The organism is Paraburkholderia phymatum (assembly GCF_040965635.1).
Taxonomy (GTDB): Bacteria; Pseudomonadota; Gammaproteobacteria; order Burkholderiales; family Burkholderiaceae; genus Paraburkholderia; species Paraburkholderia phymatum_B.
Genome location: NZ_JBFRCH010000003.1, coordinates 81,653 through 105,747, shown reverse-complemented (window position 1 = coordinate 105,747; position 24,095 = coordinate 81,653). Strand labels below are relative to the sequence as shown.

The window sequence follows — 24,095 nt, the reverse complement described above, 5'->3', positions numbered from 1 at the left end:
TGCTGCATGCGAGGCGGCAGCGCTGCGAGCAGCAATCGATGTACCTGTGGACGAACGCTAACGCACTTCTACGCGTTTCGCTCGACGACGTTGTCAACGATAGAGCGGCAGCGTCACTCTGAACGTCGAACCCGTACCGCGCCCTTCGCTCTCGGCCACGACCGAGCCGTGATGCAGATCGACGAGATGCTTGACTAGCCACAGCCCGAGACCCAGCCCCGCGACGCGCCCGCCGCTTTCTGGATCGACCTGGCGAAAGCGCTCGAAAATGCGCGTCAGCGCATCGGGCTCGATGCCGGAGCCCGTATCGCGCACGGACAGTTCGACCTGCTGCCCCTTCACCGTCACGCTCAACTCGATTTCGCCCTGCGCGCAGAACTTCACTGCATTCGACAGCAGATTCCACGCGACCTGCTTCATCCGGCTTTCGTCGGCCATCACGACGCACGGCGCAAGCTCGCCGACCACGAAGCGCAGCCCTTTTGCTTCCGCCGACATGCGCATGTCCTCGGCGACGTTGCCTGCAAGCGCGCCAAGATCGACGGGCTGAAGATTAACGGACAGCTTGCCCGTCGCGATCGCGCCGCTGTCGAGCAGATCGTCGACCATATGCGCAAGCTGATGCGCGTTGCGCTCGATCACGCCGGCGGCGCGCATCACGTGTGCGGGATGATCGGCGGCACGTTGCAGCAGCGTCGTCCACGAAAGAATCGCGCCGAGCGGCGAGCGCAATTCGTGGCTCACAGCGGTGACGAAACGATCCATCGCGCGCGCCGCTTCATCGCTATGCTTGCGTGCGCGCTTTTCCGATTCCGCGATCGCGCGCTGCTCGAGCTCGGCCTCCTTGCGCGACGTGATATCGAGCGTAAAGCCGACGATCGACTTCAGCGTGTCGTCCGCATGATGACGGCCGAGCCCGCGCAGCAGCACCCAGCGCACAGTGAGGTCGGGCCACGTGACAAGGAACTCGACTTCGAAGTGCTCGCGTCGCGCAAGCGCGCGTTGCATCGCGTCCTTCACGCGCGCGCGGTCGGCGACGTCGATCAACTCGTCGAAAAGGCGCTTCTCGGTCAGCTCGTCGGATGCCGAAAGGCCGAGATTGATCTTGCATTGCTCGGTGGCGTCGATCGCGCCTGTCGCCGAATTGAGCTCCCACGCGCCGACATGCGCGAACTCGAGCGCCTGGCGCAACTGCTCGCGATGCATGCGCAGTTCCGCATTCGCTTCGTCGACCAGCACCTGACGTCGGAGCACCTGCGAACGCAGCTTCTCGCGCTCGCGTTGATCGCGTTCGGTGATCGCGAGCGATTCGGTCACGTCCATCAGGCACATCGCGATCAGCAGCGCATGACCGTCGCTCGGCTCGATCATCGACGCGCGCGCCTGCCAGTAGCGCGGCGTCAGCGCGTCGTCGCTCCCGTTCGGCGCAGGTGTGTCATAACGGATCAACGAAGAAAGACGTGGCTCGCCAGGCACGAGACCGGCTAGCAGCGAATCGAGCCAGCTGCGGCGCAATTCCCGCTGCGATTGCGGGCCGACCTGATTGATGTCGTGGATCGAACGGCCCTGGATATCGGACAGCGTGACACCGTGCATCTCGCGATAACGCGCGTTCGCGGCCACGACCTCGCACCGCTCGTCGAGGATGAGCCACGCATCGGGCAACAGTTCGAATACCTGCGTGGCGTCGACGGAGATGACCGTGTGCGATCGGCTGGATAGTCTGTCCATAGCCCTAGAGTCTACCTGAAACGACACCATTGGACCCGACGTAAAGCACCGCGTGACGCATATCGCATACCGTGATTGAAACTCACAGGCATGTCGCGGTAAATATCGACATCGCCGCGAGTCAGAACTTACAACGCATCCGATAATTTTTGCGACGCGCGACCCTCCACTGCAACAGTACTCATGCCGCTTCGCGCCCATCCGCCGACAGGGTCGAAACGTCCGGAAGCCGCGCCCGCCTTGGCGACGACGCATCTGCTTCGTTGCTGCGCGATGACCATGCGGTCACTCGAATGAACCTGTCATGTGAGTGGCACGCGCCGTGCGTGCGCGGGAATCAATTAAACGATGACACATCGCATGCGCCGGATTCCGGTCTGCGAGTAAGAAGCTTGCCTGTGTACATGGATTCGAACGCGATATCGGACAGCCGACTTCCTACCATCCTGCTCATCGACGACGAGCCGGATCTGTTGATTGCATGGGCGCTCCTGCTCGAACTGGAGGGCTTTCACGTGCTCACGGCCTTCAATGCCCGCCAGGGCGTCGAACTGGCGCAGCGCGTGCATCCCGCACTCGTGATCACGGACCTGATGATGCCGGAGATGAACGGCGCCGAAGTGTGCCGCACGCTCAAGAGCGATCCCGGACTCGACGGCATGCCCGTGATCCTGTGGAGCGCTTCGCCGGATATCCCCACTGATCTGAAATGCGAGTGCACCTTGCACAAGCCCGTTGCGCGCGAGATCCTGCTCGGGCAAGTCGATCTGCTGCTCGGCCGCGAGCATGCAAGCGATGCCGCTTCGCCGATCTCGGACAGCGCGCCGTTGAACTAGCCCATCATCTTTTGCTTTTGACGCGATCCGGCGTCCTTCTCGTGCATGAGCGCGAGCGTGCTTCGATACGCACGAGAGGATAAACATACCGAACTGAAACGGGCCGCGTCGCAATACGGCCCACGCCTGGTCCTCTTACGCTCCGTGTGTTGCATCGTCTCGCTCGATCGAACGCGCCGTCAGCCGATCTCCGGCGCGCGAGTCTCGAGCGTGCGCAGCATGCCGTCGAGCTTGCGCGCACGTGTGCGCTGCGAAGGCACCAGCGGCGCCGCGAGCACGGTGTTCAGCCGGGTGCGCCAGTACGAGAGCGGAAACCGATGCTCAGCGGCCATATGGCTGAGCACGCGTTCGAGGTGGTGCAACTCGCTTTCCAGCTGATAGTTGTCCATCGTTGGTCCCCCGAGTTCTTTTTCCAGTCGGGACGGCGCTCACGCGTCGCGTCGAACGCCGGATACCCGCGCGTCGACACGCCGCAATGAGCACACGCCATTCCTGATTCTTTTTTACGCGCGCGCGAAGAGACGCACGCGCCGGACCGCACCTACACGTACGCGCGTTCGCGCATCCACTTGGTCATGATCCACTTCTCACCGCCCGTGACGGGCGCGCCGCCGTGCAGCGTCAGCGGATCGAGTTGCCCGCGTCCGTTCATGTAGCGGAAGTAGACGGCGCCACCCCGTCGCGCCATCACGGTGATGCCGGCGTCCGGAAACACCGTTTCGCCGCCGCCCTCGACATCGCACAGATAGACGATCAGCGTCGCGACCCGCTGGCCGCCGCGCGCCGTATGCAGTGCGCTGCCCGATTGCGCGGGCGGAAAGTAGTCGAAGTGCGGCCGATACTCGCCGCCCGCCCTGTAGTGCAGGATCTGCAGGCCCTCGCCATGTTCGAGCGGCCAGTTCATCAGCTCGGCGATGCGGCGGTCCAGCCGCTCGATGAACGCGTCCTCGCAGCGCTGAAACCAGAAGCCCTCGCTGGTGCGCAGCGTGATCACGTCTTCCTGTCCGCTGTCGGGATTGACGGTCGTCGAGCGCTTCAGCCTGTTTCGCGCGCGCTCGATCAGCTCCGTGCATTCGTCGCCCGACAGCACGTCGTCGAACGCGATCACCTGCGGGCGATCGACGCGCAGCACCACGGGCACGTCGCGGTCGTGCGTGCGCACGATATTGCCCGCGGCGACGGGGCACGCATCGTATTCATAGGCGCGCTCGCCGTCCGATGGCTTGACGGCCTCGGCCTCCACGCTGTTTTCGGCGGCCGCGCGGCCCACGATCTCGCGCGCCGCCGATGCGTCGAAACCCGCCTGCACCATCGCGTCGACCATCGATTCCTGCGTGCACCCGCGACGCACATTGGTCGCGAGCCATTCCTGCCATGCAGCATCCACGACTTGCATTCGAGCCTCGCTATGTCGTTCGTTCTGCCTGCTTCGCAAACGGAATACCACGCATACCCAGCGGCGCGATGCCTGCATTGCGCCGCGCATGCACGCGGTCCGCGTGCCCATCAGGGGCGCTTCCCGCGCCCTTCATGCTCCCCGCCTGCTCCCACCGTGCCCCTTCACGCATGCCTTGCACGCCACGCAGCCAGCCCACGTCTGGCCTGCGCGCGGATCGCGTTGTGCGCGAACGGCGTCCAGCCGAACAGCGCGCCCTTCGCGCCCAACGCCTGACTCGCCCAGCGCCACAGATCGAAGCGATCGCGATGCTCGACGATCAGCCCGTCGCGGAACACGAAGCGCGCATCGACGGGATTGACGACCGTCCTGCCCGTCTGGCTGAATACATAGCTCGCGACCCAGTGCGCGCTGCCGCCTGCATCATCGGCAACGACGTGACTGAAAGCAAGCGTCAACTCCTCTGCGCGCGACACCAGCATGCGCCACATGTCGGACACTTCGGCGCCATGCAGCTCGCCGAAGACGGGATCGCTGAACGTCACGTCGGACGCATAGCAGGCCGCCATCGCGTCGACGTCGAGCCGCTGGAACGCCTCGTAGAACCGTTCGATCAATGCCGCATTCGGATGAGTCATGTCGTTCTTGTCGTGGACGTCCCGTCTGCCGATGCCTTCATTCAAGGTACATCACGCCGATTCCTTTGCGCAATGTTTCCGACGTGCCGCCATCGCTCATCGCCGCTCATCGCTCCTGCACAACGCGCGGTTCACGCCGTCTGCGGCTCCGAGCGATGAATCGATATGCCCTCCATTGGGTCCGGCTCCGCGCTCCACGGCGAGCGTTCGATCATCCGTTGCGCGTCCGCGTAGCCCGCCTGCCAGCGCCGCTTGATGCCGTCCGCCGAAAAGTCGATGTCCTTGTGCAGCTCGTCGCCGCCGAAGCTCGGCGCGTCGAGCTCGATCACCTGCATCGTCGTCCCGCAGCCCCAGCCGAGCAGTTCCTGGACGGCCTTCGTATCGCGTTCGTTTTCAGGCAGATGCTTGCCCAGTTCGCGGATCACGTGGCGAAGCCGGTGAATCTGCCGCTGCCGTTCGAGATGGCTCTCGGCGCGGCTCGAATACTGGATGTCGCGCTGCCGGCTCATTGCTTCGTGGATCGATGCGGGCTCGTCGCCATGCGCGGGCCACAACTGCACGGTGAAGATCACCGAGCTGTGGCGCGGCCGGTCGTCGAGCACTGCTTCGAGCGGCGTGTTCGAATAGATGCCGCCATCCCAGTACGCCTCGCCGTCGATGCGCACGGACGGAAAGCCCGGCGGAAATGCAGCCGACGCCATCACGTGCTGCACGTCGAGCGGTTCGTCGCGGTTGGTGAAATAGCGCATCTGCCCGCTGCCGACGCCGACCGTGCCGACCGTCAGCCGCGTTGCCTTGGCGTTCAGACAACCGAAGTCGATCAATGACGCGAGCGTCTCGCGCAACGGCTCCGTGCGATAGAACGCGGCGTGCTCCAGGCCGACGGGCACTTGCATGCCGAGCCACGCATCGGCGCGCGGCGTGAAGAACGCCGGAATGCCTTTTGACATGATCGACAGATTGCGCAGCCATTGCTCGTAGCCCGGCATCCACGCGGCCCACGCGCTCCATGCGGCCGTCAGATACGCGGGAAGGTTCGTCGCAGCGCACGCGGGCGCGAAGGCCGACAGCCAGGCGTTGTGATCGTCTGCAACGCCCTTCCACGTGACGCGCTCCCAGAACGCGCGCAAACGATTCATCCGGTCTTCCGGGCGATTGCCCGCGATGATCGCGCCGTTGATCGCGCCAATCGACGTGCCGATCACCCAGTCGGGCTCGATCCCTGCGTCGTGCAGCGCCTCGTATACGCCCGCCTGATACGCGCCGAGCGCGCCGCCGCCTTGCAGCACGAGCACGATCTGCGCATCGATCGCGGGATGCGCGGACGTCTCGCCGGCAACCGCTTCACGCGGGCGCGCGGACGTGCGGGATGCCTGCGCTGCCGCATGCATCGACGGTTTTTTCACACGGCTCGGCCTGGTTGAGCTGGGCATTGCTTTTAGCCTCGTTCAGCAACGGTTTCGCGGAAGAATCCGCTGTCCATTTTGACAGAGGCGACGGGAGAAATCAGGGCAAGGCCGCCTGGACGCGCCGCGAGCAGCCGATTCCCGCTGTCCGCACGGGCGTAGCACGCGTGCCGGCGCGCCGGTTTCGTCAATCCGCCTCGCCATGGTCGTCGTGGCCCTTGCCTGGTTTGTCGAGTCCGGCGCTGTCCGGCTCGCGCATCCGGTAGGCGTCCATCAGGCGGTAAAGCGTGACGCGGGAAATGCCCAGGTCGCGCGCGGCCTCGCCATAGCGTCCGCGATGCCGCAGCAGCGCGCGTTCGATGGCCATGCGCTCGGCCGCCTCGCGCGCGACGTTCAGCGACACGGGCGTTTGATCCACGAGATGATCCAGTTCGAGATCCTTCGCCGTGATCAGTCTGCCTTCGGCCATCACTACGGCACGTCGAATGCGATTGCCCAGTTCGCGCACGTTTCCCGGCCACGCGTGCCGGTGCATGGCTTCCATCGCATCGGGCGCGAAACCCTGCAGCCGTCGTCCCGCGTCGCGCCGGAAATGACCGAGCAGATGAAACGCGAGCAGTTCGATATCGCGGCCTCGCTCGCGCAACGGCGGCTCGACGATGCGCAGCACGCACAGCCGATGATAGAGGTCGTGCCTGAAGCGCCCAGCGGCGATGGCTGCATCGAGATCGACGTGCGTCGCCGAGATGAACCGCACATCGACGTCGATCGATTCCTGCCCGCCGAGTCGTTCGATCTTGCGTTCCTGTAGAAACCTCAGCAGGCTGGCCTGGCTTTCCAGCGGAAGATCGCCGATTTCGTCCAGAAACAGCGTGCCGCCGCTCGCTGCCTCGACGCGCCCTATCCTGCGTTGCGCCGCGCCCGTAAACGCGCCGCGTTCGTGACCGAACAGCTCCGACTGCACCAGCTCGCGCGATATGGCGCCGCAATTGATCGCGACGAACGGAGCGTCGTGGCGGGAAGACCGTTGATGAATCGCGGCGGCCGTCAGTTCCTTGCCTGTTCCCGATTCGCCGGCGATGAACACGGGCGCATCCGTCGACGCCACCCGTTTGATCGACCGAAACAGCGCCTGCATCGACTCGCATGAGCCGATCATATCGCCTTCCGTGACGTGATGAACGGGCGCCCGTTGCGGCGCGCCCGCGAGCGTGGCCATTCCGCGCGCATGCCCGACGGCCCTGACGGCCCGTTCGGGGACGACGGGCACGGTCACGTAGTCGGAGCAGTAGTCGCGCACGAGCCGGCGCATCGTCGAATCGGCGAGTTGCCCCGGCGATACGATCGCGACCCAGCCGATATCCGGCATCGCCAGGCACGCATCGAGCGCCTCGATTTCGTGAAGCGGCAATCCTGCTGCAAGATCGATTAGCCCACCCGCCGCATCGAAACCGTCGAGCGCCTTCGTCACCTCCTTCACCGACTTGACCGGTTTCACTTCCCAGTCGCATTGCTCGAAGAATTGACGGATTTCCGCGCTGGGTTTCGCCGACAGGTAGATCAATCGCCGCACATCCATACTTCCCCCTTCGCGCGCGCCTGCGTCCGGACGACAAGGACGCTACCCGGTGTGCGCATACTACATGCACCGTCATCGCGAACCGATGCCCGATCGTCGACGATCCATTCGACTTTCTTATCGGCACATGTTTTTTTGACTTTAGGCGGGTAAACCATCACGCGCATCGCCACCGACGCAAGCGATCGTCAGTCTGCCATGTAATCGCCGACGATCTGCTGGAGAGGCATACCTGCTGGTCGCGTCACGGACGCATGAAGGAAAAGCACACTTAAAAATCTGAGGCTGCTGGACATCCACACCCATCCACACCCATTCACACCATCACCCAGCCGCCGTCGAACAGCCATCGACACTTCGAGCCAGCCTGAAACATCGCGCGACACGCGTCGCGGATACTTGCTGTCATGCCGCCGCAAGTCCCGTTTCAAGCGGCCAACGAACCCACGACATCGACAGGAATCCCCATGACGCTCACCTGTTTCATCCGCTATCAGATCGATCCTTTTCAACGTGACGCGTTCAGACAGTACGCCGAGAACTGGCGCGAAATCATTCCACGCTGCGGCGGCCATCTGATCGGTTATTTTCTGCCGCACGAAGGCACCAACGACATCGGGTGGGGTCTCGTCGCGTTCGACAGCCTCGCCGCCTACGAAGCATATCGCGCGCGGCTGCGCACCGATCCGGCAGCGGCCGAGAACTTCCGCATGGCGCAGGCGAAGCGCTTCATCCTGCGCGAAGAACGGACCTTCACGGAAGCCGTCGACGGCACGCTCGGCAAGCCCGCGCACGCCGGCAAAGGCTGATATGCGGATGCGTCCGCGCCACGCTTATACATAAGCACCCAAAGCGCGCATTGCACGCTCCGACGCGCGCTGGGTCGCCGTTTGCGGAACTTATAGCGCCCCGCCGCTGTCGTTTTATTTTTTAGTCGAAACGTGGTGGCTCCCGGCGCCGCATCGCGTCCAGCCGTACGCGCATCGCCGCCGCCCACCGGCCCTACATGCGCAAATTCCTTTTGCTCTGCCTGCTGGCGCTGTTCAGCGTCCCTGCCTTTTCTGCCGTCACGGCGATAGCGACCGCGACGGGCGCCTCCGCCACCACCGTCACGCTGACACCCGAACAGGCCCGCGAGGCGCTGTCCGTCCTCAACGATCCGAAAAGACGCACGCAGATCGAAGACACGCTGACGGCGATCGCCGCAGCAGGCGCGCTTGCAACGCCTGCTGCGCCCGCGCCTGCATCCGGCGCGTCGGCTGCTGCGGCGGCGAACGCATCGGGCGCGAGCGTGCCTGCCGCGTTCAAGTCGAACGGCCTCGCATCGCAGCTGGCGCGCCAGGGTGCGCATTGGCTCGCCCAAGGCGGCGCGACGCTCAAGCGCTCGGTGGCCGTGCTGCTCGATACGTCGTCGGCGCGCTACTGGTGGAACGTGCAACTATCCGATCCGCACGAACGCGCGAAAGCCGGCGGCGTGCTGCTCGCGCTGATCGGCACGCTGCTGCCCGCGATCGTGCTCGAATGGCTCGTGCGGCGCGTGCTGCGCCGGGCGCGCGCGGCGATCATCGCGCGGCGCGGGGCGCGCGAAGCACGCGACGCGGCTCATCAGGCAGAAGAAGACGCCGCGGCGCGCGCAGCGGGAGCCGTGAGCGTCGCGGCAACTGCAACGGACACGGCTACAGACAAGAGCCCGCCCGCAAGCCCGGCTGCGCCGTCGATGTCGACACCACCATCATCGGCGGGATCGGCTGCAACGCCCGCTGCCAAACCCGACACCACCGACGACAATCAGAAGGAAGCCCGCAGCAAACGCCAGGCGGCGCATCACTGGACCACGCTGCAACGTCTGCCGAGCGCGGCGCTGCAACTGTGCGTGCGCATGCTGCCGCTCGTCGCGTTCATCGCGGCCGCAAGCGCGCTGATGTCGTTCTTCACCGACGACGGCACGATTCAGGACGACGCGCTCAACGGGCTGATCGACCTCTATGTGATCTGCCGCGCGATCGTGATCGCGGCGGGCTTTTTCCTGCAGCCCGATGCGCCCGGCTTGCGCCTGTTGCGGCTGCGCGATAGCTGGGCGCTCTTCATGCAGCGCTGGGTGGTCCGCATCGTCAGCGTGATTGGCGTGGGCGGCGCGCTAATCCAGATTTCCACCGCGCTCGGCCTGAGCGATGCGGCGCATCTGCCTCTCGTCAAGCTGCTCGCGCTGGTCGGACACGTGATGGTGTCGATCATGATCCTGCAATGCCGCGCGCCGATCGCCGCGCTCGTGCTGGAGCGCACGAGCGAGAGCCAGCGTCCGATGAAGCTGCTCGCGCACGGGCTCATCGACATGTGGGCGGGCGTCGCCGTATTCGTGGTGATGGCGCTGTGGTTCGTGTGGGCGCTCGACGTGCACAACGGCTACCGGACGCTGCTGCATCTGGGCGGCCTGTCGCTGATCGTGCTGGTCGCCGCGCGCATCGTGTCGATCGTGCTGTACGGCGCGCTCGGGCGGATCTTTCGCGTCGAGGAGGGCGAGAGCCGCTCGCTGCTTCACCAGCACGCGTACCGCTACTATCCGCTGATACGGCGCGTCGTATCGACTGTCATCGTGGCCGTCACCGCGCTCGTGCTGTTGCAGGTGTGGGGCATCGGCGTATGGCAGTTCTTCCGTCCGGGCGCGATCGGCCACCGTCTGACCTCCGCGCTGATCACGATCTGCGTGGCGGCCGTGATCGCGCTGGTCGTGTGGGAAGTCGCGAACGTCTCGGTTGAGAAGCGCCTCGATCAATGGACGAAGAGCGGCGACCTCGTACGCGCCGCGCGTCTGCGCACGCTGGTGCCGATGCTGCGCACGGCCCTCTTCGTCGTGATCGCGCTCGTCGTCGTGCTGACGGGCCTGAGCGAACTCGGCGTGAACACGGCGCCGCTGCTCGCGAGCGCAAGCATCTTCGGCGTCGCGCTCGGCTTCGGTTCGCAAAAGCTCGTGCAGGACTTCATCACGGGGATCTTCCTGCTGATGGAAAACGCGATGCAGGTCGGCGACTGGGTGACGCTCGCGGGCGTGTCGGGGACGGTCGAGTATCTGTCGATCCGCACGGTGCGCCTGCGCGGCGGAGACGGTTCGTTGTACACGGTGCCGTTCAGTTCCGTGTCGACGGTAAACAACACGAACCGTGGGCTCGGCAATGCGGCCGTGAAGGTCAGCATCGCCTACGGCCAGGATGTCGAACTCGCGACCGCGACGCTGAAGGAAATCGGCGCGGCGCTGCGCGAGGACGACAAGTTCAAGGACGGCATCCTGTCGGACTTCAGCTTCTGGGGCGTCGATGCCGTCGATGGCGCGTCCGTCACGCTCGTGGGCCAGATCCAGTGCCGCGACAGCGCGCGCTGGCCGGTGCAGCGCGAATTCAACCGGCGCATTTTCGAGTCGTTCCACGCGAAGGGCATCGAGATTTCCAATCCTCAGCGCAACGTGCTCGTTCCGCCCGATGCGCAAGCGGGCATCGCCAACGGCGAAGAGCCCGAAGGACCGCCGCGTCCCGCGAGCGCACCCGACGGCCCGGACAAGGACAAGCAGGACAAGCCACAGCCGAAGGCCGCGCGCCACTGACGCGCCGTTTGCTTCACGACGAGTGCTCGATGCCGACGAGACGCGCATCGAGCAGACTCGCGAGCGCTTCGCCGCCCTGCTGCATCACGTAGTCGTGGTTCCATTTGAAGAACGGCCGCGCGAGCGGCGCAAGCAGATTCATCCAGCCACGCTTCGTGCGCACGCGCCATTCGTAGCGCACGACTGTCACCGTATCGTGCGACGAGAACTGCCAGCACCCCGTGCCCTCGACATCGCCGCACGCTTCGCCTTCGAGCACGATGAGTGGCTCGACGCGCGTCACGCGCATGTCGAACGCAACGCGATATGGCAAGCGGCCTTTCCACGTATAACGATGCAGTGCGCCGACGCCGTCGCTCGCGCCCGTCTCCACTTCGATCACGCGCTCGACGCTTTTCCACCAGCGCGGCCAGGCGGCCGGATCGTGGATCGCGTCCCACACGGCCTGGAGCGGCGCGTTGATGCGCCAGATCGTGGTGAAGCGGTATTCGGTATGCACTTTCGTTTCCTTTTTTTGTCTGCGACGCTGGTTCGGGTTTTTTAGCGTGCCGCTGGCATCCGCGATGCGGTTTTGTTTTGGTTTTTATGGCTTGCCGCTGGCGTCCGCGAAGCGTTCGTTCGCCTTGCCCTGCGCGAGCATCCGCGATTGCGGTTCGCCTTGCCCTGCGCGGGCATCCGCGATGCGCCTCGCGGTGCGGGCGTTGCCCCTGTGCGGGGCGGCACCTACTCTTCTTTGCCGCGGCAAAGAAGAGTAGGCAGAAGAAAGCCGCTCACACCGCCAGTGCTTGACCTTTACCCACGGGCTCTCAACGTCCCCATCCTTCACACGGCAGCATATATGACCCATGTTCGTTGCCAACGCACAGGTTAAGCGCCTCACCTGCATCGTGCACCCGAATTGCAGCTTGCGACATCGAACATCCCGCGCCCCTTTGCGGCAAACTGTGTGTAGGCATTCGCGCCGCACAGGACACCCTCGCTACGCGAGACGCTTGCGCGGGCGTTGCCCTGTACAACCGAGCCACCCGCATTCACTACCGACATGCGGCGCTGGAACAGTCAATAACCTTGGCCGTGCCACACGTGCATGAAGCGGGTGAGGCGTTCAGCAAGAACGTTGGTAACGAACATAAGTTAGTACACTGCCGTGTGAAGGATGGGGACGTTGAGAGCCCGTGGGTAAACGTCAAGGGCTGGCGGTGTGAGCGGCTTTCTTTTGCCTACTTTTCTTTGCCGCTGCAAAGAAAAGTAGGTGCCGCCCCGCACAGGGGCAACGCCCGCGCCGCGAGGCGCATCGCGGATGCCAGAGCAAAGCCATAAACACCAAAACAAAAGCAAGTGCCGCCCCGCACAGGGGCAACACCCGCGCCGCGAGGCGCATACGCGGATGCCCGCGCAGGGCAAGGCGAACCGCAATCGCGGACGCCCGCGACAAGGGCAAAAGAAACCAGCGCCGCAGACGAAAAAAACCTACCTCACCATCCACCACCGCGGCAACAGCCGCCTGACATCACCCCGCCGATACCTGTCATCGATCAGATGCACGACGCCCGCATCCTGCTCGGTGCGGATCACCCGCCCCGCCGCCTGCACGACCTTCTGCAAGCCCGGAAACAGATAGGCATAGTCATAGCCATTGCCGAACTGCGCGTCGAACGTGCGGCGCATCTGCTCATTGACATCGTTCATCTGCGGCAAGCCGAGCGTCGCGATGAACGCGCCGATCAGCTGATCGCCGACGAGATCGACACCCTCAGAAAACGCGCCGCCGAGCACGGCAAAGCCGACGCCCTCTCCGCTCGCGCGAAAGCGCGCGAGAAACGCGTCGCGCGCCGCTTCGTCCATGCGCGGCTGCTGCGTCCAGATGGGCACCTGCGGATGACGCTCGCGCATCGAATCGGCGACGCGCTGAAGATAATCGAAGCTGCTGAGAAAGCCGAGATAGTTGCCGGGACGCTGCGCATACTGCTCCGCGATCAGATCGACGATCGGCGCGAGCGAACGCTCACGGTCGCGCCAGCGCGTCGACACATGATGCGCGACATGCACGTCCAGTTGCTCCGCCCTGAACGGCCCTTCGACGTCGAGCCAGCCGGTATCGTCGGGCAGGCCGAGCATGTCGCGATAGAAGTGCTGCGGACTGAGCGTGCCCGAGAACAGAACCGTCGCGCGCGCGGCCGCATAGCGCGGCTTCAGGAACGGCGCGGGAATCACGTTGCGTACGCAAAGCGATGTCGACGACTTCGCGCGCGCAGCTCCTTGATACGAATCGAGCGCCGCGTCGACAATCGAGTGATCGCCGAACGCCTCGGCTAGCGACACGAAATGCAGCGCATCGAAATAGAAACGCAGCACGGTGTCGTCAATGGACTGCGGCGCTTCGGCAAGCTGATCGCCGATCGACGCGATCAGATTCTGCACCGCCGATTGCAACTTCGGCGGCACGGCGGGCAGCACTTCATACGCCGCGTTGCGTTCGCGATTCAACGCATTCCACTCGCGATTTGCGCGGTCGAATGGCTTCTTCAACGCAGCAGGCGCCGCATGACGCGCGCCGCGAAACGCGCCCTGATCGAGCGTCGCGCTGTACATGCGCCGCGCGCGGTCGGGCAGATTGTGCGCCTCGTCGACGAGCACCGCGACGCGCCAGCCGTTCATCTGCGTGAGCGCATACAGCATCGCGCTGCTGTCGAAGTAGTAGTTGTAGTCGCCGATCACGACATCGCACCAGCGCGACAGCTCCTGCGCAAGATAATACGGACAGATGCCGTGCGCGAGCGCCGCTTCGCGCACGGCCGCGCGATCGAGCATGCGCGACTGCAAGGCCGTGTCCCGCGCAGCAGGCAGCCGGTCATAAAAGCCGCGCGCGAGCGGACACGATTCGCCGTCACATGACTTGTCGGGATGCTCGCACGCCTTGTCGCGCGCAACGAGTTCGAGCGTGCGCAGCGGCAACGCCTCTTCGCTTCGATGCAACGATTCGATCGCATCGAGCGCGAGCGCGCGACCGGGCGTCTTCGCGGTCAGAAAGAACACACGGTCGAGATGATCCGCGCCGCACGCCTTCAGCAGCGGAAAGATCGTGCCGAGCGTCTTGCCGATGCCCGTCGGCGCTTGTGCCATCAGACAGCGCCCGTCGCGCGCGGCGCGAAACACGGCCACCGACAGCTCGCGCTGCCCGCTGCGAAACTCGCGATACGGAAAGCGCAGCGCGTTGAGCGCCGCGTTGCGCGTATCGCGATGCGCTGCTTCGCGCGCGGCCCACGCGACGAAACGCTCGCACTGGTCCTCGAAGAATGCGCGCAACGACTCGGCCGTGTGCTGTTCGGTCAGCACGGTTTCCTTCTGATCCGCGATGTCGAAGTAGACGAGCGCGACCGTGAGTTCGTCGAGTTCGCGCGCCACGCACAGCAGATGTCCATACACGAGCGCCTGCGCCCAATGCAGCACGCGATGATTCGCAGGCATCCGTTCGAGATCGCCCCGATGCGTCTTGATCTCTTCGAGCCGGTTGAGCGCAGGGTCGTAGCCGTCGGCGCGGCCGCGCACGGTCAGCGAACCATGCGTGCCCGTCAGCGTGATCTCGGTTTCATAGCCAGGCGCGCGCCGCGCCGTCACGGTCTGATGCCCTGCGATGCCTTCGAGCGCGGAAGGCGCGGGCGTGAAGCGCAGATCGAGATCACCGCGCCGCGCGGTGAATTCGCACAGCGTGCGCACGGCGACGATGTAGGTCATGCTGCCTCCGCGTCGCCGACGTCGCTGATGTCGCCGATGTCGCCGATGTCGCCGACGGCGCTGATGTCGCCGATGTCGTTCATGTCGCGCATGCCCACGCTGGCGACAACATTCGCATCGTCGTTACCGCCGACCCAGCGCACGTCGAGCACGCTCACAGGCATGCGATGTTGCACGCAGTACTCGAGCCAGCGGATCTGGTTGTCCTGCAGACGATCGCCCGGTCCTTTCACTTCGATCAGTTCGTAGCGCCGCTCGCCCGGCCAGAAGCGGATCAGATCGGGCAAGCCCGAACGATTCGCGCGAACGTCGGCCAGCAGCCGCTCGAACCACAGTTTCAGATGCGCAGCGGGCAGGCAATCGAGCGCGAGCGTCAGCAGCTCGGGCGTCAACATGCCCCAGAACACGAACGGCGATTGCAACCCTGCTTTGGTTTTGAAGTGACGTTGCATCGTCGCGCGATATTCGCCGCTGTCGAGTTGCGCGAAGCACGTGTCGAACAGCGCGGCGCGGCGCGCGCGAAAGTCGGGCGCGTGCAGATCGGCGGGACCGCGCTGAAACGGGTGGAAAAATGCGCCGGGCACGGCCGCGAACACGGGCTCCCAGCACAAAAGGCCGAACAGCGAATTGATCAGCGCGTTCTCGACGTAATGAACAGGTGCATCTTCCGTCGACAGATGATCGCGCGCGATATATTCGACTGCAAACGGATCGGCAGGGCGCGGCAATTCGAGCATGCTGCGCGGCGCTGCGCGCGCTTTCGCCGCCTTGTGCGCGGCAAGTCCGAGCCGTCGTTGCAGACGCGGCACGATACGCGCAAGACGCTGCAACTCCTCTTCGCTTTCCGGCTCATCGGCGGCTTGCAGGGCCAGCGCGAGCGCTTGCGCATCGCGGCCCGCGCGTTCGAGCACGCGCATGCGACGGTGCCGCGCGCCCGGCCACGCGCAGCGCTCGTAGACGCGCACCGCCGCATCCCAGTCATGCCGGCGTTCGGCATACTGGCCGATCGCGAACAGCAGTTTCGCGCGGCGCAGCGCAAGCCATGCGTTCTCTTGTGTATCGACTGCATCGACGGCTTCGAGCAGCGACTCCAGCGCTTCACCGTCCGTGAGTTCCAGCGCTTCGCGGCACGCGTGCAGCGCCAGATAGCAGTCGACATCCGCTCGTTGCTGAAACGCGCGCGACGAATCGGCAAACGCGACGCGCTCGTACTGGAACACACCCAGATCGGCGAGCACGAACTCGGACCAGTCCTGATGCAGATTGCCGAAGAACATCAGCCTGAAACGCTCGCACAACGGCGCGACGAGCACGCGCAGCGCGGCTTCGTCCGACGCGGCATCCCACTCGCGATACCGCCGTTGCCTCGCATGGGCTGCATGGGCCGCATCCGCGTGCAACGCTTCGAGCCACTCGGCCTTGCGCGCGCCCTTGAGCGCGGGCGCTTCAGCGAACATGCGCTGAAGCTCGGGGCGCGTCGCGAGCGCGAACAGTTCGTCGAGCGACACCGCCGCATCCGCATCGACCCATCCGAGCGCGGCAAGCGGCGCGGCGGCCTGCCCCGGGCAGCCTATCTCCGCATACGCGAGCCGCCCCGTGCGAAACAGCGTGCCCTTGCGCATCAGCATCCGGACGAGCAGCGCACGCGACGCTCGCGGCAAGCGCGCCGCGTCGTGCAGAAACGTGTGCAGAAAAGCGCGCTCGCCGTCGTCGAGCAGATCGTCATAACGCTCGGCGATCCATGCGAGCGCGCGCTCGAAGTTCAGCAAGTAGTAGAAAGAAGACCCGGAATACGGATCGGGTGCGTCGGTCGGCACGAGTGTCGGCAACAGAAGGGATGAAGAAGGCCTGTATATCTATACAGCCATCATAGCAAAAGCGGCCGCCCTTCCCGGCGGAAGCCACGCAATACAGCCTCTGAATGCAACGAGGTCACGTGCCGCGCGCTTCGGCCTCCGCAAACGTGACCTGCACGGCGGGCACGAACCACGCGAGGCACAGCCCGATCAACGCCGCCAGTGCCGCGACGGCGAGCCCGATATGGATCGACGCGATGAGCGCTTCTCGCGCCATGTGCATCATCGGCTCGCCGGAATGCCCGGCTGCCACCAGCCGCTCGATCAGCGCCGACTGCTCCGCGCGGTCCACCAGCACTTCGGGACTCGAGAACGACTTGAGCCATTGCGCCGCCTGATACGAATCGAGCGAGCGGTTGACGCCCTGCGTGTACAGATGACCGAGCAGCGCGCCCGTGATCGCCGTGCCGAGCATCCCGCCGAAGATGCGCAGCGATTGCAGCAGCGCCGTCACGGCGCCGAGATGATCGCGCGCGACGATCTGTTGCGAGCAGATCGTCAGATTCGTCACGACGAGGCCGAGCCCGAGTCCGCTCAGGCCCATGCACGACATCCATACGATATGCGGCTCGTTGCCGTTGAGCGCGACGAGCGCGAGGCAGCCGATCACGCACAGCGCAAAGCCGATATACATCAGGCCGTTCGCGCGCCGTATCCGCGTAACGATGCGGTTGTTCAGCACGCTGCCGACCGTGGTGCCGAGCAGCAAAGGCGTGATCAGCATGCCGGAGTCGTGCGGCGACATCGCATAGCCGCCCTGGAACAGCAGCGGCACATAGAACACCATTGAGAAGAGCGCAAAGCCGCCGAGCACGGCCATCGCGAACAGCGCCGCGAGCTTGCGGTCGAGCAGCACATCGACGGGCACGACAGGATAGCCCATGCGCTTTTCCCAGAAGTACAGCGTCAAGCCGCAAACGGTCGTGATCGCGAACAGCACGATCGTCGTGCCGCTGATGCCCTCCTTCGGCAGCAGTTCGATCAGCAGTTGCAGCGCGCCGAACGTCACGGCGACGACGAACGCGCCAAGCCAGTCGAGCTGTATCGGCCCGCGTTCCTTCAGCCGACGCAGTTTCGGCACGAACAGGTGAACGAAAGCCAGCGACACCACGCCAATGGGCACATTGACGAAGAACACGAGCCGCCAGCCCTGCATTTGCGTGAGCACGCCGCCGAGCGTCGGCCCGACGATGTTCGCGATGCCGAACGACGACGTGACGAACACGAGCCAGCGCAGGCGCAGCTTCGGGTCCGGGAACAGATCGGCGACCGTCGCGAACACGGTGCCGATCAGGATGCCGCCGCCGATCCCTTGCAAGCCGCGCGCGGCCACGAGAAACAGCATGTTGGTCGCGAGCCCGCACAGCATCGACGCGAGCGTGAACAACAGGATCGCCGCGAGCAGGAACGGCTTGCGCCCGTAGAGATCGCCGAGCCGCCCGAAGATCGGGATCGCGATCACGGATGCAAGCATGTACGACGTCGCGACCCAGGCGTAGAAATCGAAGCCCTTCAGGTCGGCGACGATGCGCGGCAGCGCCGTGCCGACAATCGTCTGATCCAGCGCGACCAGCATCGAAACGAATGCGATGCCAAGCATCGCGAGCAGCGATTCGCGAAACGGCAGCAATTGACGGTGAGGATCATGAACGGCGATGGCGGACATCATGGCGTGCTCCACCCGGAAGGACGCGCCTGTTGCGGACGTGCGAACAGGCGGTATTCTTCATGCAGAGTGGTACGCGCGCCTGAAAATAGCAAGGCAATTGCTCGAACGCGCGTCCTTGCCGCCGAGCAGTTTGGCGCACGGCAAAGAAGCTTTTAAGCCGACTGCACATGTCGACTCTTTCGCGCACGACAGCGCGTGCTTTTCGACAGGATTGCAATCGGATAACAGCCGCCGATCGTGCCTATACTTCCGTAGCCATTCCGAACATAGCGAACGTAGGTAGCCGACCAGCCGTCGCACAACGCGTGGCTATGCCGACGCGTTTGCTCTCGCGAATGCGAAGCGCCGGCCCTCCGCCCGTGCCCGAATGTCCGTCGCTCGAATTCGTGATGGGCCTGCATCCGACTCGCTGCCGCGCTGGCAATGATCTTCTTCTATGCGATGGCGCTGCCCGAGCGCTACGACGTGCTATGCGGCGCATTCGCATTTGCGCTAATCGTCACGCTTGCGGCGAGCGGAGTACACCTGGTGCCGCTGATCGGCAGTATGCTCGTCCTGTGCGCGGCGATGTTCATTTTTTTCCGCTGCATCATCGCGAGGGTAAGTCTGACGCAACACATACGCAGTCGTGCCCACCGCTTTTAATCAGAAGAACGGAATAATCACGCTTCCTGTTCGTTGCACAACGGACCTTCCGTTCAACTGCCTCACCGATTGAAATCGCGCGCGAAATAAGTCCTTGCGCAGCAGGAATAAACTCAACGCCCCCCTCGTTCAATGACCGTCACGACCTGTGGACAAAACAGGAACAAGGAGTACGGCCATGAAGTCTCTAGTCGAGGTGTTCGGCATCACGGCGTGCGCAGCCGCTCTGGCGACGCTCGTGTCATGCGGCGGCGGTTCCAGCTCGAACAATCCCAGCCCGCCTGTGCAGTCGTCGTTCGCCGCGAAGGCACTCGTCTCGGATGGCGCCGTGCCCGCATCGCACACCGATCCACACCTGAAGAACCCCTGGGGTGTCGCGTTCAATCCGAAAGGCTTCGCATGGGTCGCGGACAACGGCACCAATGTCGCGACGCTCTATGACGGCGACGGCGTGCCGCAATCGCTGGTGGTCACGATACCCAACGGCAAGAACGGTACGGCATCGCCGACGGGCATCGTGTTCAACGGCACGCAGAGCTTCAACGTCACGCAGAACGGCAAATCGGGCCTCGCCGCATTCATCTTTGCGGGCGAAGGCGGCACCATCTCCGCGTGGGCGCCCGCCGTCGGACCGACCAACGCATTCACGATGTTCGACGACGGCACGGGCGGCGCCGTGTACAAGGGCCTCGCGCTCGCGTCGAACAACGGCGCCAATTTCCTCTATGCCACCGACTTCCATAACAACAAGATCGACGTCTTCGATACCAGCTTCGCGAAGGTCGCAATGCCAGGCGGCTTCCACGATCCGGCGATTCCCGCGGGCTTCGCGCCGTTCGGCATCGCGGCAATCGGCACCAGCCTGTTCGTCACTTTCGCGATGCAAGACCCCGCAAAACACGACGATGTCCCCGGCATAGGACTCGGCATGGTCGATGTGTTCGATACGGCAGGCAATCTCAAGCAGCACTTCGCGACGGGCGGCGCATTGAACGCGCCGTGGGGCATCGTCCAGGCGCCCGCCAACTTCGGCACGCTGAGCGGCGCGATATTGATCGGCAACTTCGGCGACGGCCTCATTCACGCGTTCGACGCATCGACGGGCCAATCGATGGGCTCGCTCAATGGTCCGACGGGTAGCCCGATTGTCCAGGACGGCTTGTGGGGCCTCGCGTTCGGCAACGACCTCAGCAACCAGCCTTCGACCACCTTGTTCTTCGCGGCGGGACCGAATGACGAAGCGAATGGCGTCTACGGAAGGATCGATCTGAATACGACGTCGACAACCGGCTCGACCACGGGGTCGGGCACGGGCACGGGCACGGGCACGGGCACGGGCACGGGCTCGCCGGGCGGTTCGACCACGGGCATGTAGCGCTTTTCAAGCAGTAAAGAAAACACGGCCGCTTGCGCACCACGAGCGGCCGTCTTTTTTTGTGAGCCCCGGCGTCAGACCTGGCGACGCAGCTCGGCAGGCGGCACCTTCATCAGATGACGGTACTTCGCAACCGTGCGTCGCGCGACGAGCACGCCCTGTTCCGCGAGCATCTTCGCAAGCGCGACATCCGACAGCGGATCGCGCGTGTTCTCCGCGGCGATCATTTCCTTCAGCAGCGCGCGCACGGCCGCCGCCGAGCACGTGCCGCCGCTTTCCGTGCCGAGCTCGCGCGGGAAGAAATGCTTGAACTCGAAGATGCCGCGCGGCGTTGCCATGTACTTGTTGCCCGTCGCGCGCGAGATCGTCGATTCGTGCAGCCCGAGCTCTTCCGCGACGTCGCGCAACACCAGCGGCTTCAACGCGATCTCGCCGTACTGGAAGAACGGCCTCTGGTGCGCGACGATGCATTCGGCGACGCGCTGAATCGTCTCGAAGCGCTGCTGCGCATTGCGTATCAGCCAGCGCGCTTCCTGCAACTGCTGCGCAAGCGGCGAGCGGCTCGCGCCTGCCGACTGCGCGAACAGTTCCGCGTACATCCGATGGATGCGCGCGCGCGGCAGCACGGCGGGATTAACGGTCACGACCCACTTGTTGCGCACGTTGCGCACGATCACGTCGGGGACGATGTAGTTGTCGTCCGCGCGGCCATACGAATTGCCCGGCTTCGGATCGAGCTTGCGCACCAGCGCGCAGGCGATCCGCAACTGCTCCGCATCGCAGCCGATCTGCTTCTGCAACTCCGCATGCTCGCGCCGCGCAAGCCGGTCGAGATGATGTTCGACGACCTGCTTCGCGACATTGCGCGCGGGCGTATCCGCAGGCATCGCGTCGAGTTGCAGCGACAGGCACTCCGACAGCGAGCGCGCCGCGAGCCCCGGCCTGTCCAGCGTCTGCACGAGACGCAACGCGACCAGCAGCTCTTCTTCCGTCAGCGGAGGGTCGAACTCCACTATGTCCGTCAAGTCGGCGAGGTCCTGGCGCAGATAGCCATCGTCATCGAGCGCTTCGATCACGAGCCGCGCGACTTCGCGATCGCGATCGTCGAGCCGGTACAGACGCAGCGCGTCGTGCAACTGCTCATGCAGCGTCGGCTGCGCGCGCGCCCACTCGGTCGGGTCGGCGGCTTCCGAGTCGCCGTTGTAGCGCGACGGTCCGCGGCCATATCCGTCGCCCGGGAAGTCGTCGCCGCCGCCGTCGGACGAAACGGGTGTCTCCGCAGCCGGTTCCGCCGCAGAGCCTTCGAGCGCAGTATCGCGTTCGGCAGCAGGCAATGCTTCGCCGTCGGCCGTCGCGCCGTCCGCCGTCTTGCCCGCCGCGAGGTCGTCGGCAACGGTGGGATCGTATTCGAGGAAGGGATTCGTATCGAGTGCGTTGCGCAGTTCCTGCTGGAATTCCAGCGACGACAGTTGAAGCAGGCGCACGGACTGCTGCAGACGCGGCGTAAGCGCAAACGATTGCTTTGCGCGTAGTTCAATTGAAGGCGGCATACAGACTTTCCTTTCCTATGTGCGAGTCTACGAGTCGGCAGTGTGTTGGACGCGATCACGCAACTGTCGTACCAGGTTTCCCAACTGCCTGTTTTGACTCGTCTTTGCCTGTTCCGAATGCCGATCCAATAAGCACTTTGCGCGCCGAATTTACAAATGCTCTGAAATTCGAACCCAATCATCGCGCATCGCCGATTAGGCGCCTAGCGGCTTGCCATAAGCGTTTCGCGTTGCTTCTCGCGATTTTGAAAGCAGGTTGACAGCAGGCATGCGGCAGTGCGGCACATCGCTTGCTGCGCGCCTCTTAGGGACGCGCCGTGCGCATTGCGTGAGCGACGCTCAGCGCCGCGCTCTCAGGTCGGCGACGTACCGGACGGAACCGCGGCGGCAGTTTGGTCTGGTCATCGGTGGCAAGGGCCGCAATCGATCGCACCGACAACAGGGCCGCAACACCCTGATCATCAACCGAGAAGGAGAAACCATGAGAACTATCCCGTTGCTCAAGGCCGCAAGCAGCATCGCATGCGTTGCATTCGCACTGAACGCTACCGCGCAGACCACGGCGTCCGCGCCGCCGGCAACGTCCGAAAGCATCGGCGAACACATCGACGACGGCACGGTGACGACCAAGGTCAAGGCGGAACTGCTCGGCGCGAAGAACGTGAAGTCCACGCACATTCACGTCAAGACCCGCAAGGGCATCGTGTGGCTCAGCGGCTCGGTGCCGTCCGCCGAAGACAAGACGGCCGCGCAGGACGTCGTGCAAAACGTGTCCGGCGTGAAGGGCGTGAAAAACCATCTGAAGATCGCGGCCGAATAGGTGCCGCCGGGCGCCGCCGGGTGATCGTCACCTGATCGCGGCGCTCGGGAAACATGGCCGCCCATCTGCATGGGCGGCCATGTTTTTTCTCAGGTCTTCATTGCCGCGTACTGATCGCGCATGGCGCGAATGCGATCGTGATTTTGCAGCACGCCCTGATACAGCCGCTCGACGACCGCGCGCACATCGGCGGGCAGGTCCTTCTCTAGTGCCTCGTGAAACCGCTTCTTCGCGGCCTCTTCGCCCTTTTCGCAATCGGCGAGAATCGCGTGATCCGAACGGCCGCCGACTGCCGACTTCACATCGAGCCAGCCGCGATGCAGCGCACCCGCCACGCTGCCGCCGCTTTCGGGCTTGCCGCCCAGCTGCACCACGAGGTCCGCCAGTTCGCGCGCGCCGCGCGAGCAACTCGCGGCGCTTTCGAGCAGCGCATCGTTCACGCTCGCGTGTTGCGCTTCCTCTGCTGCTTTCATGAAGCCGTGTTCGCCGTCCTTCGACGTTTCGATCAGATCGTTCAGCACGGCAATGACATTGGTCGTCATGACTTCGCTCCCGTTCAGGTGACGCTTCAGCTAACGCATGAAACACGCTCACGCATGCACTCGTCATGCCCGAGCGGTAGCGAGACGTGGCGGCGACGCTGTTCTTATCTGGGCGTTTCGATTGGCGTCTTTTCCAATGCGGCGAGTAAATGATGCAGGCCTGAAGCGCCGGGCACGGCCTCATCGCGCTGAAGACCGCGCCGTGTAAGGGGCCGACATAGAGGCACGCATTTTGCAGCATTGAGCGCTGGCCCATTCTCACGCCTTTCGCAGACAGCAAACGCGAGGCGATTACACGATCTCGGATCACACATAAGCGATCACCCATAAGGGCCGGCATTCGACAAGGGAGAGCTTCATCATGAACATGAAGAGCGCGGAGCGTCTGCTCCTCGTCGCTATCGTCACTTCAGCCGTCGTCGCGCAGGTGCGCATCCATACGCTGTCATCCGTCAAAGCCACTCCGTCCGCGCAGACGCGAACAGCGCAACCGCGGCCCACTCGCGAAGTGCCCACGTGTGACGAAGCGCGCGGCGTCATGTTGCGCGCAGCATGCGAGATGCGACGCGATCGACACCCCGTCGACGGTCATGACCGTGAAATCGAACGCACACATCGTCCGCGCGTGAACGACGGCTGGGTCTGATCAGCGGCTGCCTCGCGTTCAGGCGCGCAAATGGCACGCGCGGCACGTGCGGCACGCACCCCTGCGCGCGCCGTAT

Annotated in this window: 18 protein-coding genes and 1 pseudogene; 7 read left to right on the top strand and 12 right to left on the bottom strand. The window is 64.4% G+C overall.

The features are described 5' to 3' along the window. Positions 1-93 precede the first annotated feature (93 nt). Complete coding sequence (locus AB4Y32_RS07075; protein WP_368720644.1) at positions 94-1,731, bottom strand: sensor histidine kinase; 1,638 nt, start codon at positions 1,729-1,731, stop codon at positions 94-96. Positions 1,732-2,135: 404 nt separating this feature from the next. Between AB4Y32_RS07075 and AB4Y32_RS07070 the strand changes: the two genes are divergently transcribed. Continuing rightward, on the top strand, positions 2,136-2,567 hold the full coding sequence (locus tag AB4Y32_RS07070; protein ID WP_368721072.1) for a PleD family two-component system response regulator: 432 nt from the start codon (positions 2,136-2,138) through the stop codon (positions 2,565-2,567). Between the two features lie 179 nt (positions 2,568-2,746). Here the strand turns inward: AB4Y32_RS07070 and AB4Y32_RS07065 are convergent, their stop codons facing one another. From AB4Y32_RS07065 to AB4Y32_RS07045, 5 genes are all read right to left on the bottom strand, one after another. Then, the gene (locus AB4Y32_RS07065; protein ID WP_368720643.1) at positions 2,747-2,956 is read right to left on the bottom strand and encodes a hypothetical protein; all 210 of its coding nucleotides are present in this window, start codon (positions 2,954-2,956) and stop codon (positions 2,747-2,749) included. A gap of 152 nt (positions 2,957-3,108) precedes the next feature. Further along, complete coding sequence (locus AB4Y32_RS07060) at positions 3,109-3,963, bottom strand: 2OG-Fe(II) oxygenase (protein ID WP_368720642.1); 855 nt, start codon at positions 3,961-3,963, stop codon at positions 3,109-3,111. Between the two features lie 164 nt (positions 3,964-4,127). Beyond that, positions 4,128-4,601, bottom strand: a complete 474-nt coding sequence (locus AB4Y32_RS07055) for a nuclear transport factor 2 family protein (protein ID WP_368720641.1) — start codon at positions 4,599-4,601, stop codon at positions 4,128-4,130. 131 nt (positions 4,602-4,732) lie between these two features. After that, positions 4,733-5,992 (bottom strand): patatin-like phospholipase family protein, encoded by a 1,260-nt coding sequence (locus AB4Y32_RS07050; RefSeq protein WP_368721071.1) that lies wholly within the window; start codon positions 5,990-5,992, stop codon positions 4,733-4,735. A 202-nt stretch (positions 5,993-6,194) separates the two neighbouring features. Next, entirely contained in the window at positions 6,195-7,586 is a 1,392-nt protein-coding gene (locus tag AB4Y32_RS07045) for a sigma-54 dependent transcriptional regulator (RefSeq protein ID WP_368720640.1), read from the bottom strand. A gap of 467 nt (positions 7,587-8,053) precedes the next feature. Here AB4Y32_RS07045 and AB4Y32_RS07040 point away from each other — a divergent pair, with 467 nt between their 5' ends. Both AB4Y32_RS07040 and AB4Y32_RS07035 read left to right on the top strand, forming a co-directional pair. Next, entirely contained in the window at positions 8,054-8,395 is a 342-nt protein-coding gene (locus AB4Y32_RS07040) for an NIPSNAP family protein (RefSeq protein WP_368720639.1), read from the top strand. Positions 8,396-8,592: 197 nt separating this feature from the next. After that, on the top strand, positions 8,593-11,181 hold the full coding sequence (locus AB4Y32_RS07035; RefSeq protein WP_368720638.1) for a mechanosensitive ion channel domain-containing protein: 2,589 nt from the start codon (positions 8,593-8,595) through the stop codon (positions 11,179-11,181). A 13-nt stretch (positions 11,182-11,194) separates the two neighbouring features. On the opposite strand, the gene AB4Y32_RS07030 is transcribed toward AB4Y32_RS07035, so the two are convergent. The 4 genes from AB4Y32_RS07030 to AB4Y32_RS07015 form a co-directional block, all read right to left on the bottom strand. Further along, complete coding sequence (locus tag AB4Y32_RS07030) at positions 11,195-11,680, bottom strand: SRPBCC family protein (RefSeq protein ID WP_368720637.1); 486 nt, start codon at positions 11,678-11,680, stop codon at positions 11,195-11,197. Between the two features lie 971 nt (positions 11,681-12,651). After that, positions 12,652-14,916, bottom strand: coding sequence for an ATP-dependent DNA helicase (locus AB4Y32_RS07025; protein ID WP_368720636.1), 2,265 nt, complete (start codon positions 14,914-14,916; stop codon positions 12,652-12,654). Further along, entirely contained in the window at positions 14,913-16,733 is a 1,821-nt protein-coding gene (locus tag AB4Y32_RS07020; protein WP_368720635.1) for a VRR-NUC domain-containing protein, read from the bottom strand. The genes AB4Y32_RS07025 and AB4Y32_RS07020 overlap by 4 nt, the downstream gene beginning before the upstream one ends. Positions 16,734-16,848: 115 nt before the next feature. Next, positions 16,849-18,441: an MFS transporter gene (locus AB4Y32_RS07015; RefSeq protein WP_368720634.1), complete on the bottom strand. Its 1,593-nt coding sequence runs from the start codon at positions 18,439-18,441 to the stop codon at positions 16,849-16,851. Positions 18,442-18,849: 408 nt separating this feature from the next. Here AB4Y32_RS07015 and AB4Y32_RS07010 point away from each other — a divergent pair. Continuing rightward, positions 18,850-19,086: pseudogene (locus AB4Y32_RS07010) on the top strand (hypothetical protein); the annotation flags it as partial. A 178-nt stretch (positions 19,087-19,264) separates the two neighbouring features. Beyond that, positions 19,265-20,461: a TIGR03118 family protein gene (locus tag AB4Y32_RS07005; protein WP_368720633.1), complete on the top strand. Its 1,197-nt coding sequence runs from the start codon at positions 19,265-19,267 to the stop codon at positions 20,459-20,461. A gap of 74 nt (positions 20,462-20,535) precedes the next feature. Here the strand turns inward: AB4Y32_RS07005 and AB4Y32_RS07000 are convergent, their stop codons facing one another. Beyond that, on the bottom strand, positions 20,536-22,011 hold the full coding sequence (locus tag AB4Y32_RS07000; protein ID WP_368720632.1) for an RNA polymerase factor sigma-54: 1,476 nt from the start codon (positions 22,009-22,011) through the stop codon (positions 20,536-20,538). Between the two features lie 481 nt (positions 22,012-22,492). Between AB4Y32_RS07000 and AB4Y32_RS06995 the strand changes: the two genes are divergently transcribed. Next, positions 22,493-22,831 carry a BON domain-containing protein gene (locus AB4Y32_RS06995; protein WP_368720631.1) on the top strand — a complete coding sequence of 113 codons (339 nt, stop codon included), beginning with the start codon at positions 22,493-22,495 and terminating at the stop codon, positions 22,829-22,831. 89 nt (positions 22,832-22,920) lie between these two features. On the opposite strand, the gene AB4Y32_RS06990 is transcribed toward AB4Y32_RS06995, so the two are convergent. Next, positions 22,921-23,373 (bottom strand): PA2169 family four-helix-bundle protein, encoded by a 453-nt coding sequence (locus AB4Y32_RS06990; RefSeq protein WP_368720630.1) that lies wholly within the window; start codon positions 23,371-23,373, stop codon positions 22,921-22,923. Between the two features lie 361 nt (positions 23,374-23,734). Between AB4Y32_RS06990 and AB4Y32_RS06985 the strand changes: the two genes are divergently transcribed. Further along, positions 23,735-24,019, top strand: coding sequence for a hypothetical protein (locus AB4Y32_RS06985; protein ID WP_368720629.1), 285 nt, complete (start codon positions 23,735-23,737; stop codon positions 24,017-24,019). Positions 24,020-24,095: the final 76 nt, after the last annotated feature.